The sequence below is a fragment of the Streptomyces wuyuanensis genome, from assembly GCF_900103455.1.
Lineage (GTDB): Bacteria > Actinomycetota > Actinomycetes > Streptomycetales > Streptomycetaceae > Streptomyces > Streptomyces wuyuanensis.
This window is the reverse complement of the sequence record NZ_FNHI01000012.1, coordinates 218,585-235,455: the sequence shown is the minus strand read 5'-3', so window position 1 is coordinate 235,455 and position 16,871 is coordinate 218,585. Positions and strand designations below refer to the sequence as shown.

The window sequence follows — 16,871 nt, the reverse complement described above, 5'->3', positions numbered from 1 at the left end:
GCTCCGCCTCGTCCGTCGTCGCTCACCTGGATCAGCAGCCGGTCGTCGCGCCGCCACACGTCGACGGACGCCGTGCGCGCGCCGCTGTGCTTGCTGATGTTCTGGAGGAGCTCGGAGACGGTGAAGTACGCGATGCCCTCGATCGCCTCGGCCGGGCGGGCCGGCATGTCCACCGTGACCTGCACCGGGACGGTGCAGCGGGAGGCGACGGAGGAGAGCGCTGCGTCGAGGCCGCGGTCGGTGAGGACGGCCGGGTGGATGCCTCGGGCCAGGTCGCGGAGCTCCTGGAGCGCCAGCTTCACCTCGCCGTGCGCCTCGTCGACCATGGCGGCCGCCGCGTCGGGGTCCTCCAGCAGCTTCTCCTTGGCGAGTCCGAGACCCATGGCGAGGGCGACGAGCCGGGCCTGGGCGCCGTCGTGCAGATCGCGTTCGATGCGCCGCAGGTCCGCGGCCGCCGTGTCCACGACGACGCCCCGGTCGGACTCCAGCTCCGCGATGCGCCGCTCCAGTTCGTCGGAGGGCGAGAGCAGTGCCCGGACCATCGCCCGGTCGGCGTTCGTCATGCCCCGCACGACGAAGGGGAGCACCGGCCAGAGCACGAACAGCCCCACCAGCGTGACCGTGAAGGACAGGATCGCCCAGGGCAGCCTGATGAACGCGTACAGCACGGTCCGCCAGCCCACCGGGTCCTTCAGCCCGTTCCACAGTCTGCCGAGGAGTCCCGTCCCGGGACGGAGGGGCAGCGGGCTCGGCTCGTCGATCCGCACACCGAGCAGCGCGCGGGCCCGGGCCCGCTCCCAGCGGCCGAGGACGCGTGCGCCGGCCAGCCCGCCCGCCAGCAGCGGCAGCCCGACGACGGTCACCGACAGCCCGGCGCCGACCGCGACCATGGTCACGGTGTAGACGAACCCGGCGAGTGCGACCGGCAGGTCGGAGAGGAGATGGACGATCTCCTTCCAGGTGTGCCGGTCGTAGGCGAGGCGGGCCGGCGGCGGCCCGTCGTGCTCGTGCGCGGAGCCGTCGGGAGAACTGCTGGTCGGGGTCATGGGGGACAGCCTGCACGGTCGGTTTCGGGCACGCCATGGGGTACGTGGGTGGGGGTGGAGTGGGGATATCCCCACTGGCGCGATGCCCCGTCCGGTCCGGCCGGACGCCTGTTCCGGTCCGGTGGGCTGTCCGTTCCGGTCCGATGAGTGACACGGCTGCTTACCGTCTCTTTAACAGGGCCTAGACTCCCGTGCGTACAGATCGTCGAACGGGCAGGGAGCGAGGGGCGGACGTGCGGAAACTTCCCGAATCGACCGTACTCGCGGCTGACTACTTCCAGAGCTACTCCGTCGTCGGACTGCTCGCCCTCGTCGGCGTGCTGTTCGTCGCCGTGGCGTTCGGCGCAGGACGGCTGCTGCGGCCGGTCGTGCCCACGCCGGAGAAGCTGCTCACGTACGAATGCGGAGTCGATCCCGTGGGAGAGGGCTGGGCGCACACCCAGGTCCGCTACTACGTGTACGCCTTCCTCTACGTGATCTTCGCCGTCGACTCGATCTTCCTCTTCCCGTGGGCCACGGTCTTCGCCGAGGCCGGATACGGCGCGACGACGCTCGTGGAGATGTTCATCTTCCTCGGCTTCCTGGCCGTGGGAATTCTCTATGCATGGAAGAAGGGCGTCCTCACATGGACGTGACCCCGCAGACCCCGGGCGCGGAGGCCGCCGGGCCGGTGCCGCTGCCGGAGCCCAAGAGGCTCGGAGCCCTCTCCCGGCTGGCACCCGAGCCGATGAAGGTGATCCTGAACTGGGGCCGCCGCTACAGCCTGTGGGTCTTCAACTTCGGCCTCGCCTGCTGCGCGATCGAGTTCATCGCCGCGTCGATGGCCCGGCACGACTTCATCCGCCTCGGCGTGATCCCGTTCGCGCCCGGCCCCCGCCAGGCCGACCTGATGGTCGTGTCCGGCACGGTCACCGACAAGATGGCGCCCGCGGTCAAGCGCCTCTACGAGCAGATGCCCGAGCCCAAGTACGTCATCTCCTTCGGCGCCTGCTCGAACTGCGGCGGTCCGTACTGGGACTCGTACTCCGTGACCAAGGGCGTCGACCAGATCATCCCCGTCGACGTGTACGTCCCGGGCTGTCCCCCGCGGCCCGAGGCGCTGCTGCAGGGCATCCTCAAGCTGCAGGAGAAGATCGCGCGCGAGTCGCTGGGCGAGCGGTACGCCGCCGCTCCCGGCCGGGCCTCGGTGAGCGAACTCCGCAGCGGGCTCGTCGCCCCGCCCGTCCCGGCCGCAGGCGCCGCGGACTCCCCGTCCGGCGGCGCGCCGTCGGGTGAGGCGCCGTCGGGTGAGGCGCAGGCGCCGTCCGGGCGCGGGCCCGACGAGGGAGCCGCCTCGTGAGCACGTTCGAGACGGAGATCGCGGAACGCTTCGGTCCCGAGGCGACCGCCGAGGCGGCGTACGACCTGCTCACCGTGGACGTGCCGCCGGCCGCGTGGCTCGACGCGCTGCGCACGGCCCGCGACGAACTCGGCTGCACCTACTTCGACTGGCTCAGCGCCGTCGACGAACCGGGTACCGGCTTCCGCGTCTGCGCGCACGTCGTCGCACTGGAGAAGGGCGCGGAGGGAACCGCCGTCCGCAGGCTGATGCTGCGTACGACCGTGCCGCACGACGCACCCGTACTCCCCACCGCCGTGGAGGTCTTCCCGGGTGCCGCCTGGCACGAGCGCGAGACGCACGAGATGTTCGGCGTGGACTTCACCGGCCATCCGCACCTGGTGCCGCTGCTCCTCCCCGACACGTTCGAAGGGCATCCGCTGCGCAAGGACTTCGTTCTCGCGGCGCGGGTCGCCAAGGCGTGGCCGGGCGCGAAGGAGCCCGGCGAGTCGGAGCACGGCGGGCCCAAGCGGCGCCAGATGCTGCCGCCCGGCGTTCCCGACCCGAACGAGTGGGGCCCCCTCAAGGGCCAGCTCCCCCCTGCCCCCGCCCGCCCGGCCCGCACTCCGCGTGCCGCGGGCGAGCGCCCGCCGCGCCGCACCCGCAGCGTGTCGGAGGGCTCGGCCAGCCAGGCTGCTGCGGAAGGCGTGCAGGCCGCCGGAGCCGGGGCTCCGGCGGAGGGCGCGCAGGCGCCGGGGGCCCCGGCGCGGCGTTCGCGTTCGGCGGCGGAAGGCTCGGCAGGTCAGGCGCCCGCCCGCCGCTCGCGGTCGGCGTCCGAGGGCTCGGCGACCCAGCGCCCGGCAGCGGAGGACGCGGCTGCCGCGCCCCGTCGTACGCGCAGCGCCGCGGACGGCTCCGCGAGCCAGTCCGCCGAGGCGGCGCCCCGGCCCGCCGCCGCCTCGCGCCCCCGCAGCACCGACGCCCCCTGGCACCACGCACGCCCGGCCTTCGACGACACGAAGACGCCGGAGACGGGCGACGGCTCCCAGCCCGGTCCCGACCCCCAGCCCGGTCCCGACCCCCAGCCCGGCTCCGGCTCCCAGCCCGGTCCGGGTGAACGGCGGACGCCACCGCCCTCCGGCGCCGGGACCGGGACTTCCGAGGGAGCCGAGTCCTCCGAGAGGGCAGATTCCTCGGAGGAAGCCGTGCCCGAGCCCGAGCCCGAAACCGAGGCAGGGCAGGGGCCCGAGGCCGAGTCCGGCGCGGACAGGCGCGCGGGCGATGCCGGCGCCGAGTCCCGGCCGGGTCCCTCGGCCGATGCCGATGCCGGTGCGGATGCCCGCGCCGGCACGGGCGCCGGTCCCGGCCCGAGGACCGAGTCCGGCACGCACGCCGGCGGCGCAGGTGTCGCCGACGCCGACGCCCACGCCGGTTCCGAATCCGCCGCTGGCTCCGGTGCCGGTGCCGGTGCCGGTTCCGAATCCGACACCGACCCCGACGCCGAATCCGGCTCCGCGCCCGATCCGGAATCCGACGCCGAGGCCGCGCCCGAGTCCCGGTCCGAGCTGGACCCGGAGCCCGACCCGGAGCCCGGACGCGGAGCAACCACCCCACCCACGACCCCCCACCCGGGCACCGGGCCCGACGAAGGGTCCGGGCCGCGGACGGACGACGCCACGGGAGGCGACCACGCGTGAACGACGCACTCGACGTCGCCCTGCGGCTCCTGGCCGTCTTCGCCGTGTTCCTGGTGCTGCCCCTCGTCATCGGGCAGACCGAGCACAAGGTGATGGCCCATATGCAGGGCAGGCTCGGCCCCATGTACGCCGGCGGCTTCCACGGCTGGGCGCAACTCGTCGCGGACGGTGTGAAGTTCGCGCAGAAGGAGGACGTGGTCCCGGCCGCCGCCGACCGCCGCGTCTTCCAGCTCGCGCCCGCCGTCGCGCTGCTGCCGTATCTGCTCGTGCTGGTCGCGATCCCGATCGGCCCGAGCGAGGGAGCGGTCGGCATCATCGTCGACGCGGGCATCTTCTTCGTGCTCGCCGTCATGGGTGTCGGCGTGCTCGGTTCGCTCATGGCGGGCTGGGCCTCGGCCAACAAGTTCTCGCTCCTCGGCGCTCTGCGCACCGCCGCACAGCTCCTCGCCTACGAACTGCCGATGCTGCTCGCCGCCGCGTCCGTCGCGATGGCCGCCGGCACCGTCTCGCTCCCCGGCATCCTGAACGCCTTCGAGTGGTGGTGGCTGCCGTGGCAGATCGTGGGCGCCCTGGTCTTCTTCGTGGCCGGTCTCGCCGAACTGCAGCGCCCGCCGTTCGACATGCCGGTCGCCGACTCCGAGATCATCTTCGGCGCGTACACGGAGTACACCGGGCTGCGCTTCGCCCTGTTCCTGCTCGCCGAGTACGCGGGCATCGTCGTCCTCTGCGGTCTGACCACCGTCCTCTTCCTCGGCGGCTGGCACGGCCCGTTCGGTGCCGACGGCCTCGGCTGGCTGTGGACCCTGCTGAAGACCGCGGTGCTCGCCTTCATCGTGATCTGGCTCCGCGTGACCTATCCGAGGCTGCGTGAGGACCAGCTCCAGCGGCTCGCCTGGACGACGCTCGTCCCGCTCGCCCTCGCCCAGATCGCCCTCACCGGCGTCGTCAAGGTGGTGATGCAGTCATGACCGGCTCCCATCCGCCCTCTCGGTCGCGTATCCCCGGATCCGGTCTGGCCAAGGGGCTCGCCGTCACCCTGCGGACGATGACGAAGCGCGCTCACACCGCGCAGTACCCCGACGTGCAGCCCGAACTCCCGCCCCGCTCGCGCGGTGTGATCGGCCTGTTCGAGGAGAACTGCACGGTCTGCATGCTCTGCGCCCGTGAGTGCCCCGACTGGTGCATCTACATCGACTCCCACAAGGAGACGGTCCCGGCGGCCGTGCCCGGCGGGCGCGAACGCAGCCGCAACGTCCTCGACCGGTTCGCCATCGACTTCTCGCTCTGCATGTACTGCGGCATCTGCATCGAGGTGTGCCCCTTCGACGCGCTGTTCTGGTCGCCCGAGTTCGAGTACGCGGAGACCGACATCCGCGATCTGACCCATGAGCGGGACAAACTCCGCGAGTGGATGTGGACGGTTCCGGCGCCCCCGGCACTGGACCCCGCCGCCGAGGAGCCGAAGGAGCTCGCCGCGGCCCGCAAGGCGGCGGAGAAGCTCGCCGCCGCGCGGGCCGAGGCCGAGCAGGCGCCCGCGGCACCGGACGCCACCGGCCCGGCCGCCCCGCCGGCCGAGGGAGGCCAGGCATGATCCTCGCCCATGCCGTCACCCAGACGGGCAACGGCTTCCTGTCCCCGACGGGCGTCGAGATCGCCTTCCTGCTCGTCGGCATCGCCACCCTGGCCGCAGCGGTGCTCACCGTCACGACCCGGCAACTGGTGCACGCCGCCCTGTGGCTGGTCGTCGCGCTGGGCGGGCTGGCCGTCGAGTACCTCCTGCTCACCGCCGAGTTCATCGCCTGGGTGCAGGTGCTGATCTACGTCGGCTCCGTCGTGGTCCTCCTCCTCTTCGGACTGATGCTCACCAAGGCCCCCATCGGCCGCTCCGCCGACGCGGACTCCGGCAACCGCCCCGCCGCGCTCGTCGTGGCCGCCGCCTCCGCGACCGCCCTGGTGTGGGTGGTCGTCGACGCGTTCCGCACGACGTGGATCGACCTCGAAGGACCGGCCCAGGGCTCCACCCGGGTCTCCGGCGAGATCCTCTTCCGGCACTGGGTCCTGCCGTTCGAGGCACTCTCCGTGCTGCTCCTGGCCGCCCTGGTCGGCGCGATCGTCCTGTCCCGCAAGAGCCCCCAGGACCGGGAGGGGAAGAACTGATGCATCTCGCCTATCCGGCGGTGCTCTCCGTCCTCCTCTTCTGCACGGGGCTGTACGGGGTGCTGGCGCGCCGCAACGCGATCCTCGTCCTGATGTCGGTCGAGCTCATGCTCAACGCCGTCAACCTCAACCTCGTCGCCTTCGACGTCTGGCTGCGCGACGCGCTGCACAGCGGCCAGGCGCTGACCCTGTTCACCATCGCCATCGCCGCCGCGGAGATCGGTATCGGTCTGGCGATCGTCCTGATGGTCTACCGCAACCGCGGCACCTCGGACATCGACAAACTCCGCGACACCGCCGAGGGCCACGAACCGGCCGACGCCACCGCGCCGGCAGAGAAGGCCGAGGCCACCGCGTGACCACGACGACCCTCGCCGTTCTCGTCCCCCTCCTTCCCTTCCTCGGTGCCGCGGCCGGTCTCCTCCTCGGCCGCTCGGCCCCGGGGTTCGTCCGGCCCCTGGCCGTGCTGCCGACGCTGGCCGCGACCGTGCTCGCCGCGCTCGTCGCCGTACGCCAGGGCGGGGGGCGGCCCATCAGCGTGTCCACCCAGCTCACCCCCACGGGGTCGGTCCCGATCGACCTCGCCCTGTACCTCGACGGGTTCGCCGTCCTGGTCGCCGTCCTGGTCGGCGTCGTCGCCTCCTGCGTGCAGATCTACTCGACCGCCTATCTGCGCGACGACCCGCGCTACCCCTCCTACGCGGCCCTGGTATCGCTGTTCACCTCCGCGATGCTGCTCGTCGTCTACTCGGGCGACTTGATGGTGCTGCTGGTCGGCTGGGAGATCATGGGCATCTGCTCGTACTTCCTGGTCGGCCACTACTGGGAGACGCCCGAGGCACGGGCCGCCTCCCTGAAGGCGTTCCTCGTCACCAAGCTCGGCGACGTGCCCTTCCTGTTCGGCCTGTTCGCGCTCGCCGTGGACGCCGGAACGTTCCGCATCACCGGCATCCTCGGCGCCGTCGCGGCGGGTGCGCTCGACCACCCGACCCTGGTGGCGCTACTGCTGCTCGCGGGTGTCGCGGGCAAGTCCGCCCAGTTCCCGCTGCACACCTGGCTCCCCGACGCCATGGCCGGCCCCACCCCGGTCTCCGCGCTGATCCACGCCGCGACGATGGTCGCCGCCGGTGTCTACTTCGTCGCCCGGCTCCTCCCGGTCTTCACCGCCTCCGCGGCAGCGCTGGTCGTCCTCGCCGTGATGGCCGCGATCACCATGGTCGGCTCCGCGCTCGCCGCCCTCGCCCAGGACGACATCAAACGGGTCCTCGCCTACTCGACGATCGGCCAGCTCGGCTACATGTCGGGCGCGCTGGCCGTCGGGGACCGCGGCGCCGCCGTCTTCCACCTCCTGTCGCACGGTGCGTTCAAGGCACTGCTCTTCCTCGCGGCCGGCGTGATCATCCATGCCGCCGGCACCAACTCGCTGGCGGCCATGTCCCGCATGAGCGGGCTGGCCAAGCGGATCCCCGACGCCTACTGGACGATGACGATCGCCCTGCTCGCGCTCGTCGCCATTCCTCCCTTCGCCGGCTTCTTCTCCAAGGAAGCCGTGCTCGTGGCCGCCGAGCACACCGCGCTCGGCGAGTCCGCCGTCGCCCCGGCCGTGGCGGGCTGGGCCGTCCTCGTCTCGGGTCTGCTCACCGCCCTCCTCACCGCCGCCTACGCCACCCGGCTGTGGCTGCTCACGTTCCGCGGCCGGGGTGCCGAGGCCCCCGACCACGGTCGGCAGCCCCTGGCCATGACCGCCGTCCTCTGGGTGCTGGCCGTGCCGTCGCTCGCCTTCGGCCTGACCGCGGGCTTCATCGACGACTGGTTCCACGGCCGCCCGCTGCAGCCGACCCTCACCACCGCCGTGCTGGGCACGGGTGTCGCGCTCGTCGGCGGACTGGTCACCTACGCCACCTGGCGGCACACGACGGCCCTGGCGGCACGCGTCCCGATGGGCGCCGTCGCCGCCCACCCCGAGGCCGAACCCGCCGTCTCCGAAGCCGAGGCGATCACCAGTCACGAACCCGTCTACGGGGACATCGCGGCCGCGCCCGACCCGGCCGACCCCGGCCGGCTGCTGCTCGGCCCGCTGCACCGGCCCGCGGCAGCGGGCTTCCACCTCGACGCCGTCTACCACGCCCTTTTCGTCCGGCCCGTGACGGCCGGCGCAGAACTGGTCAGGTTCCTCGACCGCGAAGTCGTCGACACGTACGTGCGCGGCGCGGGCACCGGCACCAACTGGCTCGGGTGGCTCGTCCGCCGCGCCCAGACCGGAAACGTGCAGACCTACCTCAGCGCACTGCTGGCCGGCTCCGTCGTCCTGGCGATCGCCGTCGTACTCGTCGCCGCGGGAGTGTGAGCCGTGATCGATATCAGCGAATCCGTGATGCAGTTCCTTCTCGCGTTCATCGTCGTGGGCCCGCTCATCGGTGCCGCGGCGGCCCTCCTGCCGGCCCCGCCCGGACTGAAGGGGAAGTCACCGGACCAGGCCGTGCTGCGGCACGGCGTGACCGTCACCGGCGCGATCCTCGCCGCCGCGATCGTCCTCGCGCTGGGCTTCGACCACGACCAGCCGTCGAAGATGCAGGCCACGACCGACATCAGCTGGATCCCGGCGCTGGACGTGCGGATCCACCTCGGCACCGACGGCATTTCCCTCCCCCTCCTCGTCCTGACCGCGCTGCTGACCTTCCTCTGCGCGCTCTACAGCTACTTCAAGATGCCCGAGGGCCCGTCCCCCAAGGCGTTCGTCGCACTGCTCCTCGTGCTCGAGGGCGGCACCCTCGCCACCTTCGCCGTCCTCGACCTCCTGCTCTTCTTCCTCGCCTTCGAGACGGTCCTGATCCCGATGTACTTCCTCATCGCCCGCTGGGGCGGTGCGGGCCGCCGCCCCGCGGCCTGGAAGTTCATCCTCTACACGCTGCTCGGTTCGGTCGTCATGCTGCTCGGCCTGCTCCTCGTGGGACTGCAGGCCGGCACGTTCGACATGCTGGCACTCGCCACTGACAACGGCCGCGGCCTGACCCTGTCCGTGCAGGTCCTCGCCGTACTCGCGATCGGGATCGGCCTCGCCGTGAAGACCCCGATGTGGCCGCTGCACAGCTGGCTCCCCGACGCCCACACCGCCGCGCCGACGGTCGGCTCGGTCCTGCTCGCCGGCGTCCTGCTGAAGATGGGCACGTACGGGTTCGTCCGGATCGTCCTGCCGATCGCTCCCGACGGCATGCAGGTCTTCGCCCCGTACCTCGCCGCCTTCGCCGTCGTGGGCGTCATCTACGGGTCCCTCGCCTGTCTCGCGCTCGCCAGGCCCGGCTCCAAGGGCGACCTGAAGCGCCTGATCGCGTACTCCTCCGTCGGCCACATGGGCTTCGTGCTCCTGGGCATCGCGACCATGACCCCGACCGGCGTCAACGGCGCGCTCTTCGCGAACATCGCACACGGCCTCATCACCGGTCTGCTCTTCTTCCTGGCCGGCGCGGTCAAGGACCGCTACGGGACCGCCGACCTCGACACGCTCGCCGGCGCGACCGGCGCGGCGCTGTACGGCCGCGCGCCCCGCCTCGGCGGACTGCTCGCCTTCGCCGCCGTGGCCTCGCTGGGGCTGCCCGGCCTCGCCGGGTTCTGGGGCGAGATGCTCGCGCTCTTCGGGGCCTTCGACCCCGCCGACGGCCTCAGCCGCCCCGCCTTCCTCACCTTCATGGCGATCGGCGGCCTCGGCACCCTGCTCACCGCCGCGTACGTGCTCGTCGTCGTCCGCCGCGTCTGCATGGGCGGCCCCCGGCCGGCCGGGGAGGCGCGGCTCGCCGATGTGCAGGGTTACGAGTTCGCCGCCTGGACGCCGCTCGTCGCCCTCACCGTCCTCGCCGGGCTCTGGCCCGCGGTCCTCCTCGGCCTCACCGACCCGGCCGTGCAGAAGCTCCTCTCTGGAGGAAAGGCATGACCCTGGCCGCCGCCCCGCAGGCGCTCGTCGCGCCCGTCGTCCAGTCCGTCGACTGGCTCGCGATCGCCCCGCCCACCATCACCGCGGTGGCCGCCCTGCTCATCCTGGTCGCCGACCTCTTCGTGGCCGAGCGGAGGAAGGCGTTCCTCGGCTACGCGGCCATCGCCTCGCTCGTCGTCGCCGTCGTGTCGCTGCTGCCGCTGCGCAAGGCCGACCGCGCCACCTTCTGCCTGACGACCGCCCCCGATGTGTGCAGCTACACGGCGGACCGGTTCACGCTCGTCATCCAGTTCCTGGTGCTGGGCGGTGCCCTCGTCACCGCGCTGATCTCCGTCACCGAGACCCGCAGGCGACTGCCGGCGGGGGAGTACTGGTTCCTGCTGCTGTCCTCGGCGGCCGGAGCGGCCCTGCTGCCCGCCGCGCGGGACCTGGCCACCCTCGTCGTCGCCCTCGAGGTCGCCTCGCTGCCCGCGTTCGCGCTGGTCGGCCTGCGCCGCGGCAACCGGATGTCCAGCGAGGCGGCGCTGAAGTTCTTCCTGTCCTCGGTCACGGCCACCGCCGTGATGCTGCTGGGCGTCAGCTTCGTGTACGCGACGACGGGCAGCCTGCACCTGACCCGGATCGCGTCCCGCATGGAGGACGTCCCCGGTCAGCTGGACACCCTCGCCCAGGCGGGTGTGGCGCTCACCCTGGTCGGCTTCGCCTTCAAGACGGCCGCCGTGCCCTTCCACTTCTGGGTGCCCGACACCTATGTCGGCGCGCCGCTGCCCGTCGCCGCGTACCTGTCCGTGATCGGCAAGGCCGTCGGCTTCTCCGGGCTGATCCTGGTGACCGTCATCGCCTTCCCCGCCCACGCGGACGTGTGGGGTCCGGCCATCGCGGTGCTCGCGGCGCTCACCATGACCGCCGGCAACGTCGCGGCCGTGCGCCAGTCGCCCACGCGCGCGAACAGCGCGGTTCGGCTGCTTGCCTGGTCCTCCGTGGGGCAGGCGGGCTACCTCCTGGTCCCGATCGCCGCGGCCGCCTGGTCCGGCGACGTCCGGATCGGATCCACCGTCGCCTACGCCCTCATGTACGCCGTCGTGAACCTCGGCGCCTTCGCCGTGGTGGCCCTGGTCGCCCGCACGAAGCCCCTGAACCGGATCTCCGACTACCGCGGCCTGTACGCGACCCGTCCCGTGACCGCCCTGGTGCTCGGCTTCTTCCTGCTCTGCCTGGCGGGGCTGCCGCCCGGCATCATCGGCCTCTTCGCCAAGGTCGCGGTGTTCTCGGCCGCGGTCGACGCGGGCCTCGGGTGGCTCGCCGTCGTCATGGGCGTCAACGTGGTGATCGCGCTGTACTACTACCTGCAGTGGACCGCCCAGCTCTTCCGGGCGCCCCAGGAGGCGCCCGAGGCAGCTTCGGAGGCCGCGCCGGCGCGGCGCCGCGCACCCGCCCTGGTCACCACCGCCATCGCACTCACGGCCGCCGCGGGCGTCGTGCTGTCGGGCTGGCCGCAGCTGGTGCTGCGCTTCGCGGCCGTCGACCTGTTCTGACGGGCTCACGACACACGTCGGCCCGGGGCCCGGCCCCTGGAGGCGTGATTCCCCCGGATACCCGTGAACGGCGCCGGGGAGGGGAGGCGGAACCCGGCGGTTCGACAAGCGGTGCCCCGAGCGGGCACGGTGTTGGCCGCATCCGGATGGCTGCAGGAACGACACGGCAGCAGGAACGACAAGGGAGTACCGCTGTGCTGAGCGGGTTCAAGGACTTCATCCTCCGCGGAAACGTGATCACCATGGCGATCGGCCTCGCGGTCGGCTCCGCCTTCACGGCGGTCGTCACGGGGCTGACCAACGCCTTCATCACTCCGCTGATCGGCGTGGCCACACAGGGCGCCGGCGACTTCAGCAAGGCGGCCTTCACGGTCCAGGGGGTGAAGTTCCCCTACGGGCTCTTCATCAGTGCCACCATCGCCTTCCTGATCACGGCGGCCGTCCTCTACTTCTGCGTCGTCGTCCCGATGCTGAAGGTGCAGAACCGCTTCACCAAGGAGGAGCCGGCCGGCATCAAGGCCGCAGTGCGCGACTGCCCGCGGTGCTACACGGAGATCCCCGCCATCGCCAGCCGTTGCGCGCACTGCACCAGCGACGTGGAGCCCCTTCCCGAGGCACTGGAGAAGGCCGGGCTGCTCCCGTCCCAGCGCTGAGCCGGCCGGGCCACCCGAACGGCCCAGCGGCGCCGGCGCCCCCGCCCGTGGCGACGGGGGAACCCGCGGCTCTCGCCTGGCGTTGACCAGTACGGGAGGGTCCACTGGAGAGCGGACCACGACCGCAGAGGGTTCCCCTGCCGAACCACTTGGAGGGCGTACCGTGCACCGCCGGCACAACGGACTGAGGACCGCCGTTCTCCTCGGGGGGCTGTCGGCCCTCATCATCGTCATCGGCAGTCTGTTCGGCCGTATGGGCCTGATCATCGCCGTCGTCGTCGCCCTCGGGACGAACGCGTACGCGTACTGGAACAGCGACAAGATCGCGCTGCGGGCCATGCGTGCCCGCCCGGTCAGCGAGTTCGAGGCACCCGCGCTGTACCGGATCGTCCGCGAGCTCTCCACCCAGGCGCGCCAGCCGATGCCTCGGCTGTACATCTCGCCGACCCAGGCGCCCAACGCCTTCGCCACGGGCCGCAATCCGCGCAACGCCGCCGTCTGCTGCACCGAGGGCATCCTGCGGATCCTCAACGAGCGCGAGTTGCGGGCCGTCCTCGGCCACGAGCTGAGCCACGTCTACAACCGGGACATCCTGATCTCGTCAGTCGCCGGCGCCCTCGCCTCCGTGATCATGTTCCTGGTGAACTTCGCCTGGCTGATTCCCATAGGCCGCTCGGACGACGACGACGGTCCAGGGTTGTTCGGCCTGCTGCTGATCATGATCCTTGGGCCGCTCGCGGCGTCCGTGATCCAGCTCGCCATCAGCCGCTCCCGTGAGTTCGAGGCCGACGCCGACGGGGCCAGACTCACGGGCGACCCGCTCGCCCTCGCCAGCGCCCTCCGCAAGCTGGAGGAGGGCACCAAGCAGCTGCCCCTCCCGCCCGAGCCGAAGATCGAGACGGCGAGTCATATGATGATCGCCAATCCCTTCCGGCCGGGGCAGAGCATCACGAAACTGTTCAGCACCCATCCGCCGATGGCCGAACGCATCGCCCGTCTCGAACAGATGGCAGGTCACCGCCCATGAAGACAATCCTGAACGTCATCTGGCTCGTCCTGTGCGGCTTCTGGATGTTCCTCGGCTATCTGCTGGCCGGTGTACTGCTGTGCATCACCATCATCGGCATCCCCTTCGGCCTGGCCGCCTTCCGCATCGGCGTCTACGCGCTGTGGCCCTTCGGACAGACGGTGGTGGAGCGCAGGGACGCCGGCGCCCCCTCCTGCATCGGCAACGTGCTCTGGCTGATCCTGGCCGGCTGGTGGCTCGCGCTCGGACACGTCGTCACGGGGATCGCCCTCTGCATCACCATCATCGGCATCCCCCTGGGCCTCGCGAACTTCAAGCTGATCCCCGTCTCGCTGCTGCCCCTGGGCAAGGAGATCGTGCCGGCCGACCAGCCGTTCGCGGCGAGGTGAGACCGGCGAGGTGAGCCCGGGGCGGTGAGACCGGGGCGGCGAGCCCTGAACGGGCGAGGTCCCCCGGGCACCTGGCGTTCCGCCGGCCGGCCCGGTGCACCTGCGCCGCTGTCCCGGCGTGACGCCCCGCCTCGCGGATCCGCCTGCCTGCGAGGAGAGCGTCGGCATCCTCGGGACCGCGGGCGTCAGGGGCGTTCCCGGCCGGCCCGCGCCCGTACCCCGTACGCCGCCGCTCCCGCCGCCAGCACCAGCGCGCCCGCCACCACCGACGACAGCGGCAGCGCGAGGGCGAGCACCAGACAGCCCGCAAGCCCGACGAGGGTGAGTGCCCTTCCCCGGGAACCGAGCGTCCAGGCCGAGGCGTTGGCGACGGCGTAGTACACGAGCACGCCGAACGAGGAGAAGCCGATCGCGCCCCGCACGTCCGCCGTCGCCGCCACCACGGCCACCACCGAGCCCACCGCGAGCTCCGCGTGGTGCGGCACCCGGAAGCGGGGGTGCACGGCCGCGAGCGTGCGCGGCAGATGGCCGTCCCTGGCCATCGCCAGCGTCGTCCGGGAAACCCCGAGGATCAGCGCCAGCAGCGAGCCGAGCGCGGCCACCGCCGCCCCGGCCCGTACGACGGGGACCAGCCAGTCCGCTCCCGCCGCCCGGACGGCGTCGGCCAGCGGAGCCGTCGCCCGGCCGAGTTCGTCCACGTCCAGCACGGAGAGGACCGCACAGGCCACGCCCAGGTACACGGCCAGGGCGATCCCCAGGGCCAGCGGGATCGCACGCGGGATCGTCCGGGCCGGATCCCGTACCTCCTCGCCGAGCGTGGCGATCCGCGCGTACCCGGCGAACGCGAAGAACAGCAGTCCGGCCGCCTGCAACACGCCCCCGGCGCCGCCGCCGGAGCCACCCGACAGCAGCCGCCCGGGGTCCGCTGACGGAGAGGCGAGGGAGGCGGCCACCACCGCCGCCAGGACCGCCGCCACGACCGCGATGATCGCCCGGGTCAGCAAGGCGGTCTTCTGGACACCGCCGTAGTTCACCGCCGTCAGTGCCACGACCGCGGCCACCGCGACGGCGTGCGCCTGCGAGGGCCAGACGTACGCCCCGACGGTCAGTGCCATCGCCGCGCACGAGGCGGTCTTGCCGACGACGAAGCCCCAGCCCGCGAGATACCCCCAGAACGGACCCAGTCGTTCCCGCCCGTACACGTACGTCCCGCCCGACGCCGGGTAGCGGGCCGCGAGCCGGGCCGACGCGGTGGCGTTGCAGTACGCCACGACCGCGGCCAGCCCCAGCGCCAGGAGCAGCAGCGGCCCGGTCCCGGCCGCCGCGGCCGCGGGTGCCAGGGCGACGAAGACCCCGGCGCCGACCATCGAGCCCAGCCCGATGACGACGGCGTCGAACAGGCCCAGCGACCTGCGCAGTTCCTGTGTCATGGGCCGCACCCTACCCACGGCCGCAACCGCACTCCGAACCGCCGGCGTCTGACATGACAACAGCGCACTACGGGCAGGAGTCCGGGAACGCGCACGAGGAAAGGCAGGTCATGGCATGGGCATCATCAGCTGGATCGTCCTCGGTCTGCTCGCCGGGATCATCGCCAAGATCCTGCTGCCGGGCCGCGACCCGGGCGGACTGATCGGCACCACCCTCATCGGTGTCGCCGGCGCCTTCGTCGGTGGCTGGATATCGTCCCGCTTCCTGGACCGGCCCATCGCCAAGGACTTCTACGACGGTGCCACGTGGGTGTCCGCCATCGGAGGTGCGCTCGTCCTGCTCATCGCGTACCGCATCCTCTTCGGCCACTCGCGGTCCCGCTGACCGCCGGGCCGGGGCACCTCCCCGGCCCGCGGGGGTTCTCAGTCCCGGAGCCCGGTCTCGCGCAGGGTGATGTTCAACCGGCCGGCCAGACCCAGCGCGGGGTCGGCCGTGCCCGGCAGGACCCTGGGCACCCCGTGGTACGCGAAGCGGGACGCGCCGCCGAAGACGAACAGATCCCCGGAGACCAACTCCACGTCCGTGTACGGGCGTCCCCGGTTCTCGGTGTTCCCGAAGCGGAATACGCAGGTGTCACCGATGCTGAGCGACACCACCGGGGCACCGGACCGCTCGTCCTTGTCCTGGTGCATGCCCATCCTGGCGTCGCCGTCGTAGAAATTGACGAGCGCGCTGTCCGGCGCGTACGCCCCGCGGCCCGCTCCCGCGCCGCCGTATGCTGCGGACAGCGCCTCGCGGCCCAACTCCACCAGCCAATCGGGGAATCCGGCCACCCGCGCGCCGTTCACGTCGTCGGCCGTCCGCGTGTATCGGTACGGCTGCCAGTGCCAGCCCACGCAGACCGTCATCACGGACATCACCCCGCCCCCCGGCAGCTTCGTGTGCCGGATCGGGACCGGCCCGCGCGCCCACTGTCGGCATGTCGCGACGAGTTCGCGCTGCCTGACCAGGGACAGCCAGCCGGGGACGTGCACCGCCCCCGGCGCCACCTCGGCCCGCTCCCGCGGGAACAGCCCCGCGCTCACGGCACCAGCGCGCCTTCCAGCCCGAGGAGCCGCTCCTTGCTCGGCAGTCCGCCCGCGTACCCGCGCAGCGCGCCGTCGGCGCCGATCACGCGGTGGCACGGCCGCACGACCAGCAGCGGATTGCGGCCGATCGCCGTCCCCACGGCCCGCACCCCGGCCCCGGCGGAGCCGACCCGCTCGGCGATCTGGCCGTAGGTCGCCGTCCGTCCGTACGGAATCTCCTCCACCGCCCGCCAGACGCGCCGCTGGAAGTCCGTGCCGGCGCCCCGCGCGAACTCGATCGAGAAGCACGTCAGCTCCCCGGCGAAGTAGGCCCGGAGCTGGGCGGTGATCTCCTCGAACTCCTCCGGCGCGAGCCGCCAGCCGTCCCGCACCTCCGCCGCGCCCTTCTGCCCGGGCAGCGAGAGCGAGACGAGCGCGGTCCCGCCGACGGCGGTCGCGGACTCCTCGCCGACCAGCAGCAGCTCACCGAGCGGGCTGTCGAACGTCGCGTACACCGTCATCGTCTTTCCTCTCTGCCATGGGCCCGTTCGTCCGCGGCCCCGCAGCTACGAGTCTGCGGCGCGGACGCCGCCCGGACCGGCGGTATTCGGACGTCGCTCCAG

The 16,871-nt window shown here is 72.3% G+C and carries 17 protein-coding genes and 1 pseudogene; 14 read left to right on the top strand and 4 right to left on the bottom strand.

Annotated features, from left to right (window positions below; genetic code table 11):
• Nucleotides 1–1,046: sensor histidine kinase (locus BLT82_RS19480; protein WP_093656503.1), on the bottom strand; the 1,046-nt coding region annotated here is incomplete at its 3' end.
• Between the two features lie 233 nt (nucleotides 1,047–1,279).
• Between BLT82_RS19480 and BLT82_RS19475 the strand changes: the two genes are divergently transcribed.
• From BLT82_RS19475 to BLT82_RS19415, 13 genes and pseudogenes are all read left to right on the top strand, one after another.
• Entirely contained in the window at nucleotides 1,280–1,681 is a 402-nt protein-coding gene (locus tag BLT82_RS19475; RefSeq protein WP_093656501.1) for an NADH-quinone oxidoreductase subunit A, read from the top strand.
• Nucleotides 1,672–2,385 carry an NADH-quinone oxidoreductase subunit B gene (locus BLT82_RS19470; protein WP_093656499.1) on the top strand — a complete coding sequence of 238 codons (714 nt, stop codon included), beginning with the start codon at nucleotides 1,672–1,674 and terminating at the stop codon, nucleotides 2,383–2,385. Before BLT82_RS19475 ends, BLT82_RS19470 begins: the two co-directional genes overlap by 10 nt.
• Nucleotides 2,382–3,275 (top strand): annotated as a pseudogene (locus BLT82_RS38830) (NADH-quinone oxidoreductase subunit C); the annotation flags it as partial. The gene BLT82_RS19470 and the pseudogene BLT82_RS38830, both read left to right, overlap by 4 nt.
• A 782-nt stretch (nucleotides 3,276–4,057) precedes the next feature.
• Complete coding sequence (locus BLT82_RS19460) at nucleotides 4,058–5,029, top strand: complex I subunit 1/NuoH family protein (protein ID WP_093656497.1); 972 nt, start codon at nucleotides 4,058–4,060, stop codon at nucleotides 5,027–5,029.
• Nucleotides 5,026–5,652 carry a NuoI/complex I 23 kDa subunit family protein gene (locus BLT82_RS19455; protein ID WP_093656495.1) on the top strand — a complete coding sequence of 209 codons (627 nt, stop codon included), beginning with the start codon at nucleotides 5,026–5,028 and terminating at the stop codon, nucleotides 5,650–5,652. Before BLT82_RS19460 ends, BLT82_RS19455 begins: the two co-directional genes overlap by 4 nt.
• The gene (locus BLT82_RS19450) at nucleotides 5,649–6,218 is read left to right on the top strand and encodes an NADH-quinone oxidoreductase subunit J family protein (RefSeq protein WP_093656493.1); all 570 of its coding nucleotides are present in this window, start codon (nucleotides 5,649–5,651) and stop codon (nucleotides 6,216–6,218) included. The genes BLT82_RS19455 and BLT82_RS19450 overlap by 4 nt, the downstream gene beginning before the upstream one ends.
• Nucleotides 6,218–6,577, top strand: a complete 360-nt coding sequence (gene nuoK / locus BLT82_RS19445) for an NADH-quinone oxidoreductase subunit NuoK (RefSeq protein ID WP_093656491.1) — start codon at nucleotides 6,218–6,220, stop codon at nucleotides 6,575–6,577. Before BLT82_RS19450 ends, nuoK begins: the two co-directional genes overlap by 1 nt.
• A complete protein-coding gene (locus BLT82_RS19440; RefSeq protein WP_093656489.1) occupies nucleotides 6,574–8,565 on the top strand; it encodes an NADH-quinone oxidoreductase subunit 5 family protein in 1,992 nt (663 codons plus the stop codon). The genes nuoK and BLT82_RS19440 overlap by 4 nt, the downstream gene beginning before the upstream one ends.
• Before the next feature lie 27 nt (nucleotides 8,566–8,592).
• Entirely contained in the window at nucleotides 8,593–10,146 is a 1,554-nt protein-coding gene (locus tag BLT82_RS19435) for an NADH-quinone oxidoreductase subunit M (protein WP_093656547.1), read from the top strand.
• The gene (locus BLT82_RS19430) at nucleotides 10,143–11,681 is read left to right on the top strand and encodes an NADH-quinone oxidoreductase subunit N (protein WP_093656487.1); all 1,539 of its coding nucleotides are present in this window, start codon (nucleotides 10,143–10,145) and stop codon (nucleotides 11,679–11,681) included. The genes BLT82_RS19435 and BLT82_RS19430 overlap by 4 nt, the downstream gene beginning before the upstream one ends.
• A gap of 194 nt (nucleotides 11,682–11,875) precedes the next feature.
• Nucleotides 11,876–12,334, top strand: a complete 459-nt coding sequence (gene mscL / locus BLT82_RS19425; RefSeq protein WP_093656485.1) for a large conductance mechanosensitive channel protein MscL — start codon at nucleotides 11,876–11,878, stop codon at nucleotides 12,332–12,334.
• A gap of 163 nt (nucleotides 12,335–12,497) precedes the next feature.
• Nucleotides 12,498–13,361 (top strand): zinc metalloprotease HtpX, encoded by an 864-nt coding sequence (gene htpX, locus BLT82_RS19420; RefSeq protein ID WP_093656483.1) that lies wholly within the window; start codon nucleotides 12,498–12,500, stop codon nucleotides 13,359–13,361.
• Nucleotides 13,358–13,750 carry a YccF domain-containing protein gene (locus BLT82_RS19415; RefSeq protein WP_093656481.1) on the top strand — a complete coding sequence of 131 codons (393 nt, stop codon included), beginning with the start codon at nucleotides 13,358–13,360 and terminating at the stop codon, nucleotides 13,748–13,750. Before htpX ends, BLT82_RS19415 begins: the two co-directional genes overlap by 4 nt.
• A 185-nt stretch (nucleotides 13,751–13,935) precedes the next feature.
• Here the strand turns inward: BLT82_RS19415 and BLT82_RS19410 are convergent, their stop codons facing one another.
• Nucleotides 13,936–15,180, bottom strand: coding sequence for an APC family permease (locus tag BLT82_RS19410; RefSeq protein WP_093656479.1), 1,245 nt, complete (start codon nucleotides 15,178–15,180; stop codon nucleotides 13,936–13,938).
• A 115-nt stretch (nucleotides 15,181–15,295) separates the two neighbouring features.
• On the opposite strand from BLT82_RS19410, the gene BLT82_RS19405 reads away from it, so the two are divergent.
• Nucleotides 15,296–15,565, top strand: coding sequence for a GlsB/YeaQ/YmgE family stress response membrane protein (locus BLT82_RS19405; RefSeq protein ID WP_093656477.1), 270 nt, complete (start codon nucleotides 15,296–15,298; stop codon nucleotides 15,563–15,565).
• A 38-nt stretch (nucleotides 15,566–15,603) separates the two neighbouring features.
• Here BLT82_RS19405 and BLT82_RS19400 read toward each other — a convergent pair whose 3' ends face one another.
• Both BLT82_RS19400 and BLT82_RS19395 read right to left on the bottom strand, forming a co-directional pair.
• Nucleotides 15,604–16,266 (bottom strand): alpha-ketoglutarate-dependent dioxygenase AlkB family protein, encoded by a 663-nt coding sequence (locus BLT82_RS19400; protein WP_093656475.1) that lies wholly within the window; start codon nucleotides 16,264–16,266, stop codon nucleotides 15,604–15,606.
• A complete protein-coding gene (locus BLT82_RS19395) occupies nucleotides 16,263–16,769 on the bottom strand; it encodes a methylated-DNA--[protein]-cysteine S-methyltransferase (protein WP_093656473.1) in 507 nt (168 codons plus the stop codon). Before BLT82_RS19395 ends, BLT82_RS19400 begins: the two co-directional genes overlap by 4 nt.
• Nucleotides 16,770–16,871 lie beyond the last annotated feature (102 nt).

Bases quoted from the DNA above. Each gene is read 5' to 3' on its own strand.
- BLT82_RS19415 (WP_093656481.1), top strand. From the start codon at position 13,358: ATGAAGACAATCCTGAACGTCATCTGGCTCGTCCTGTGCGGCTTCTGG.
- BLT82_RS19405 (WP_093656477.1), top strand. From the start codon at position 15,296: ATGGGCATCATCAGCTGGATCGTCCTCGGTCTGCTCGCCGGGATCATC.
- BLT82_RS19455 (WP_093656495.1), top strand. From the start codon at position 5,026: ATGACCGGCTCCCATCCGCCCTCTCGGTCGCGTATCCCCGGATCCGGT.
- BLT82_RS19470 (WP_093656499.1), top strand. From the start codon at position 1,672: ATGGACGTGACCCCGCAGACCCCGGGCGCGGAGGCCGCCGGGCCGGTG.
- nuoK (WP_093656491.1), top strand. From the start codon at position 6,218: ATGCATCTCGCCTATCCGGCGGTGCTCTCCGTCCTCCTCTTCTGCACG.
- BLT82_RS19430 (WP_093656487.1), top strand. From the start codon at position 10,143: ATGACCCTGGCCGCCGCCCCGCAGGCGCTCGTCGCGCCCGTCGTCCAG.
- BLT82_RS19435 (WP_093656547.1), top strand. From the start codon at position 8,593: ATGCAGTTCCTTCTCGCGTTCATCGTCGTGGGCCCGCTCATCGGTGCC.
- BLT82_RS19395 (WP_093656473.1), bottom strand. From the start codon at position 16,769: ATGACGGTGTACGCGACGTTCGACAGCCCGCTCGGTGAGCTGCTGCTG.
- BLT82_RS19450 (WP_093656493.1), top strand. From the start codon at position 5,649: ATGATCCTCGCCCATGCCGTCACCCAGACGGGCAACGGCTTCCTGTCC.
- BLT82_RS19410 (WP_093656479.1), bottom strand. From the start codon at position 15,180: ATGACACAGGAACTGCGCAGGTCGCTGGGCCTGTTCGACGCCGTCGTC.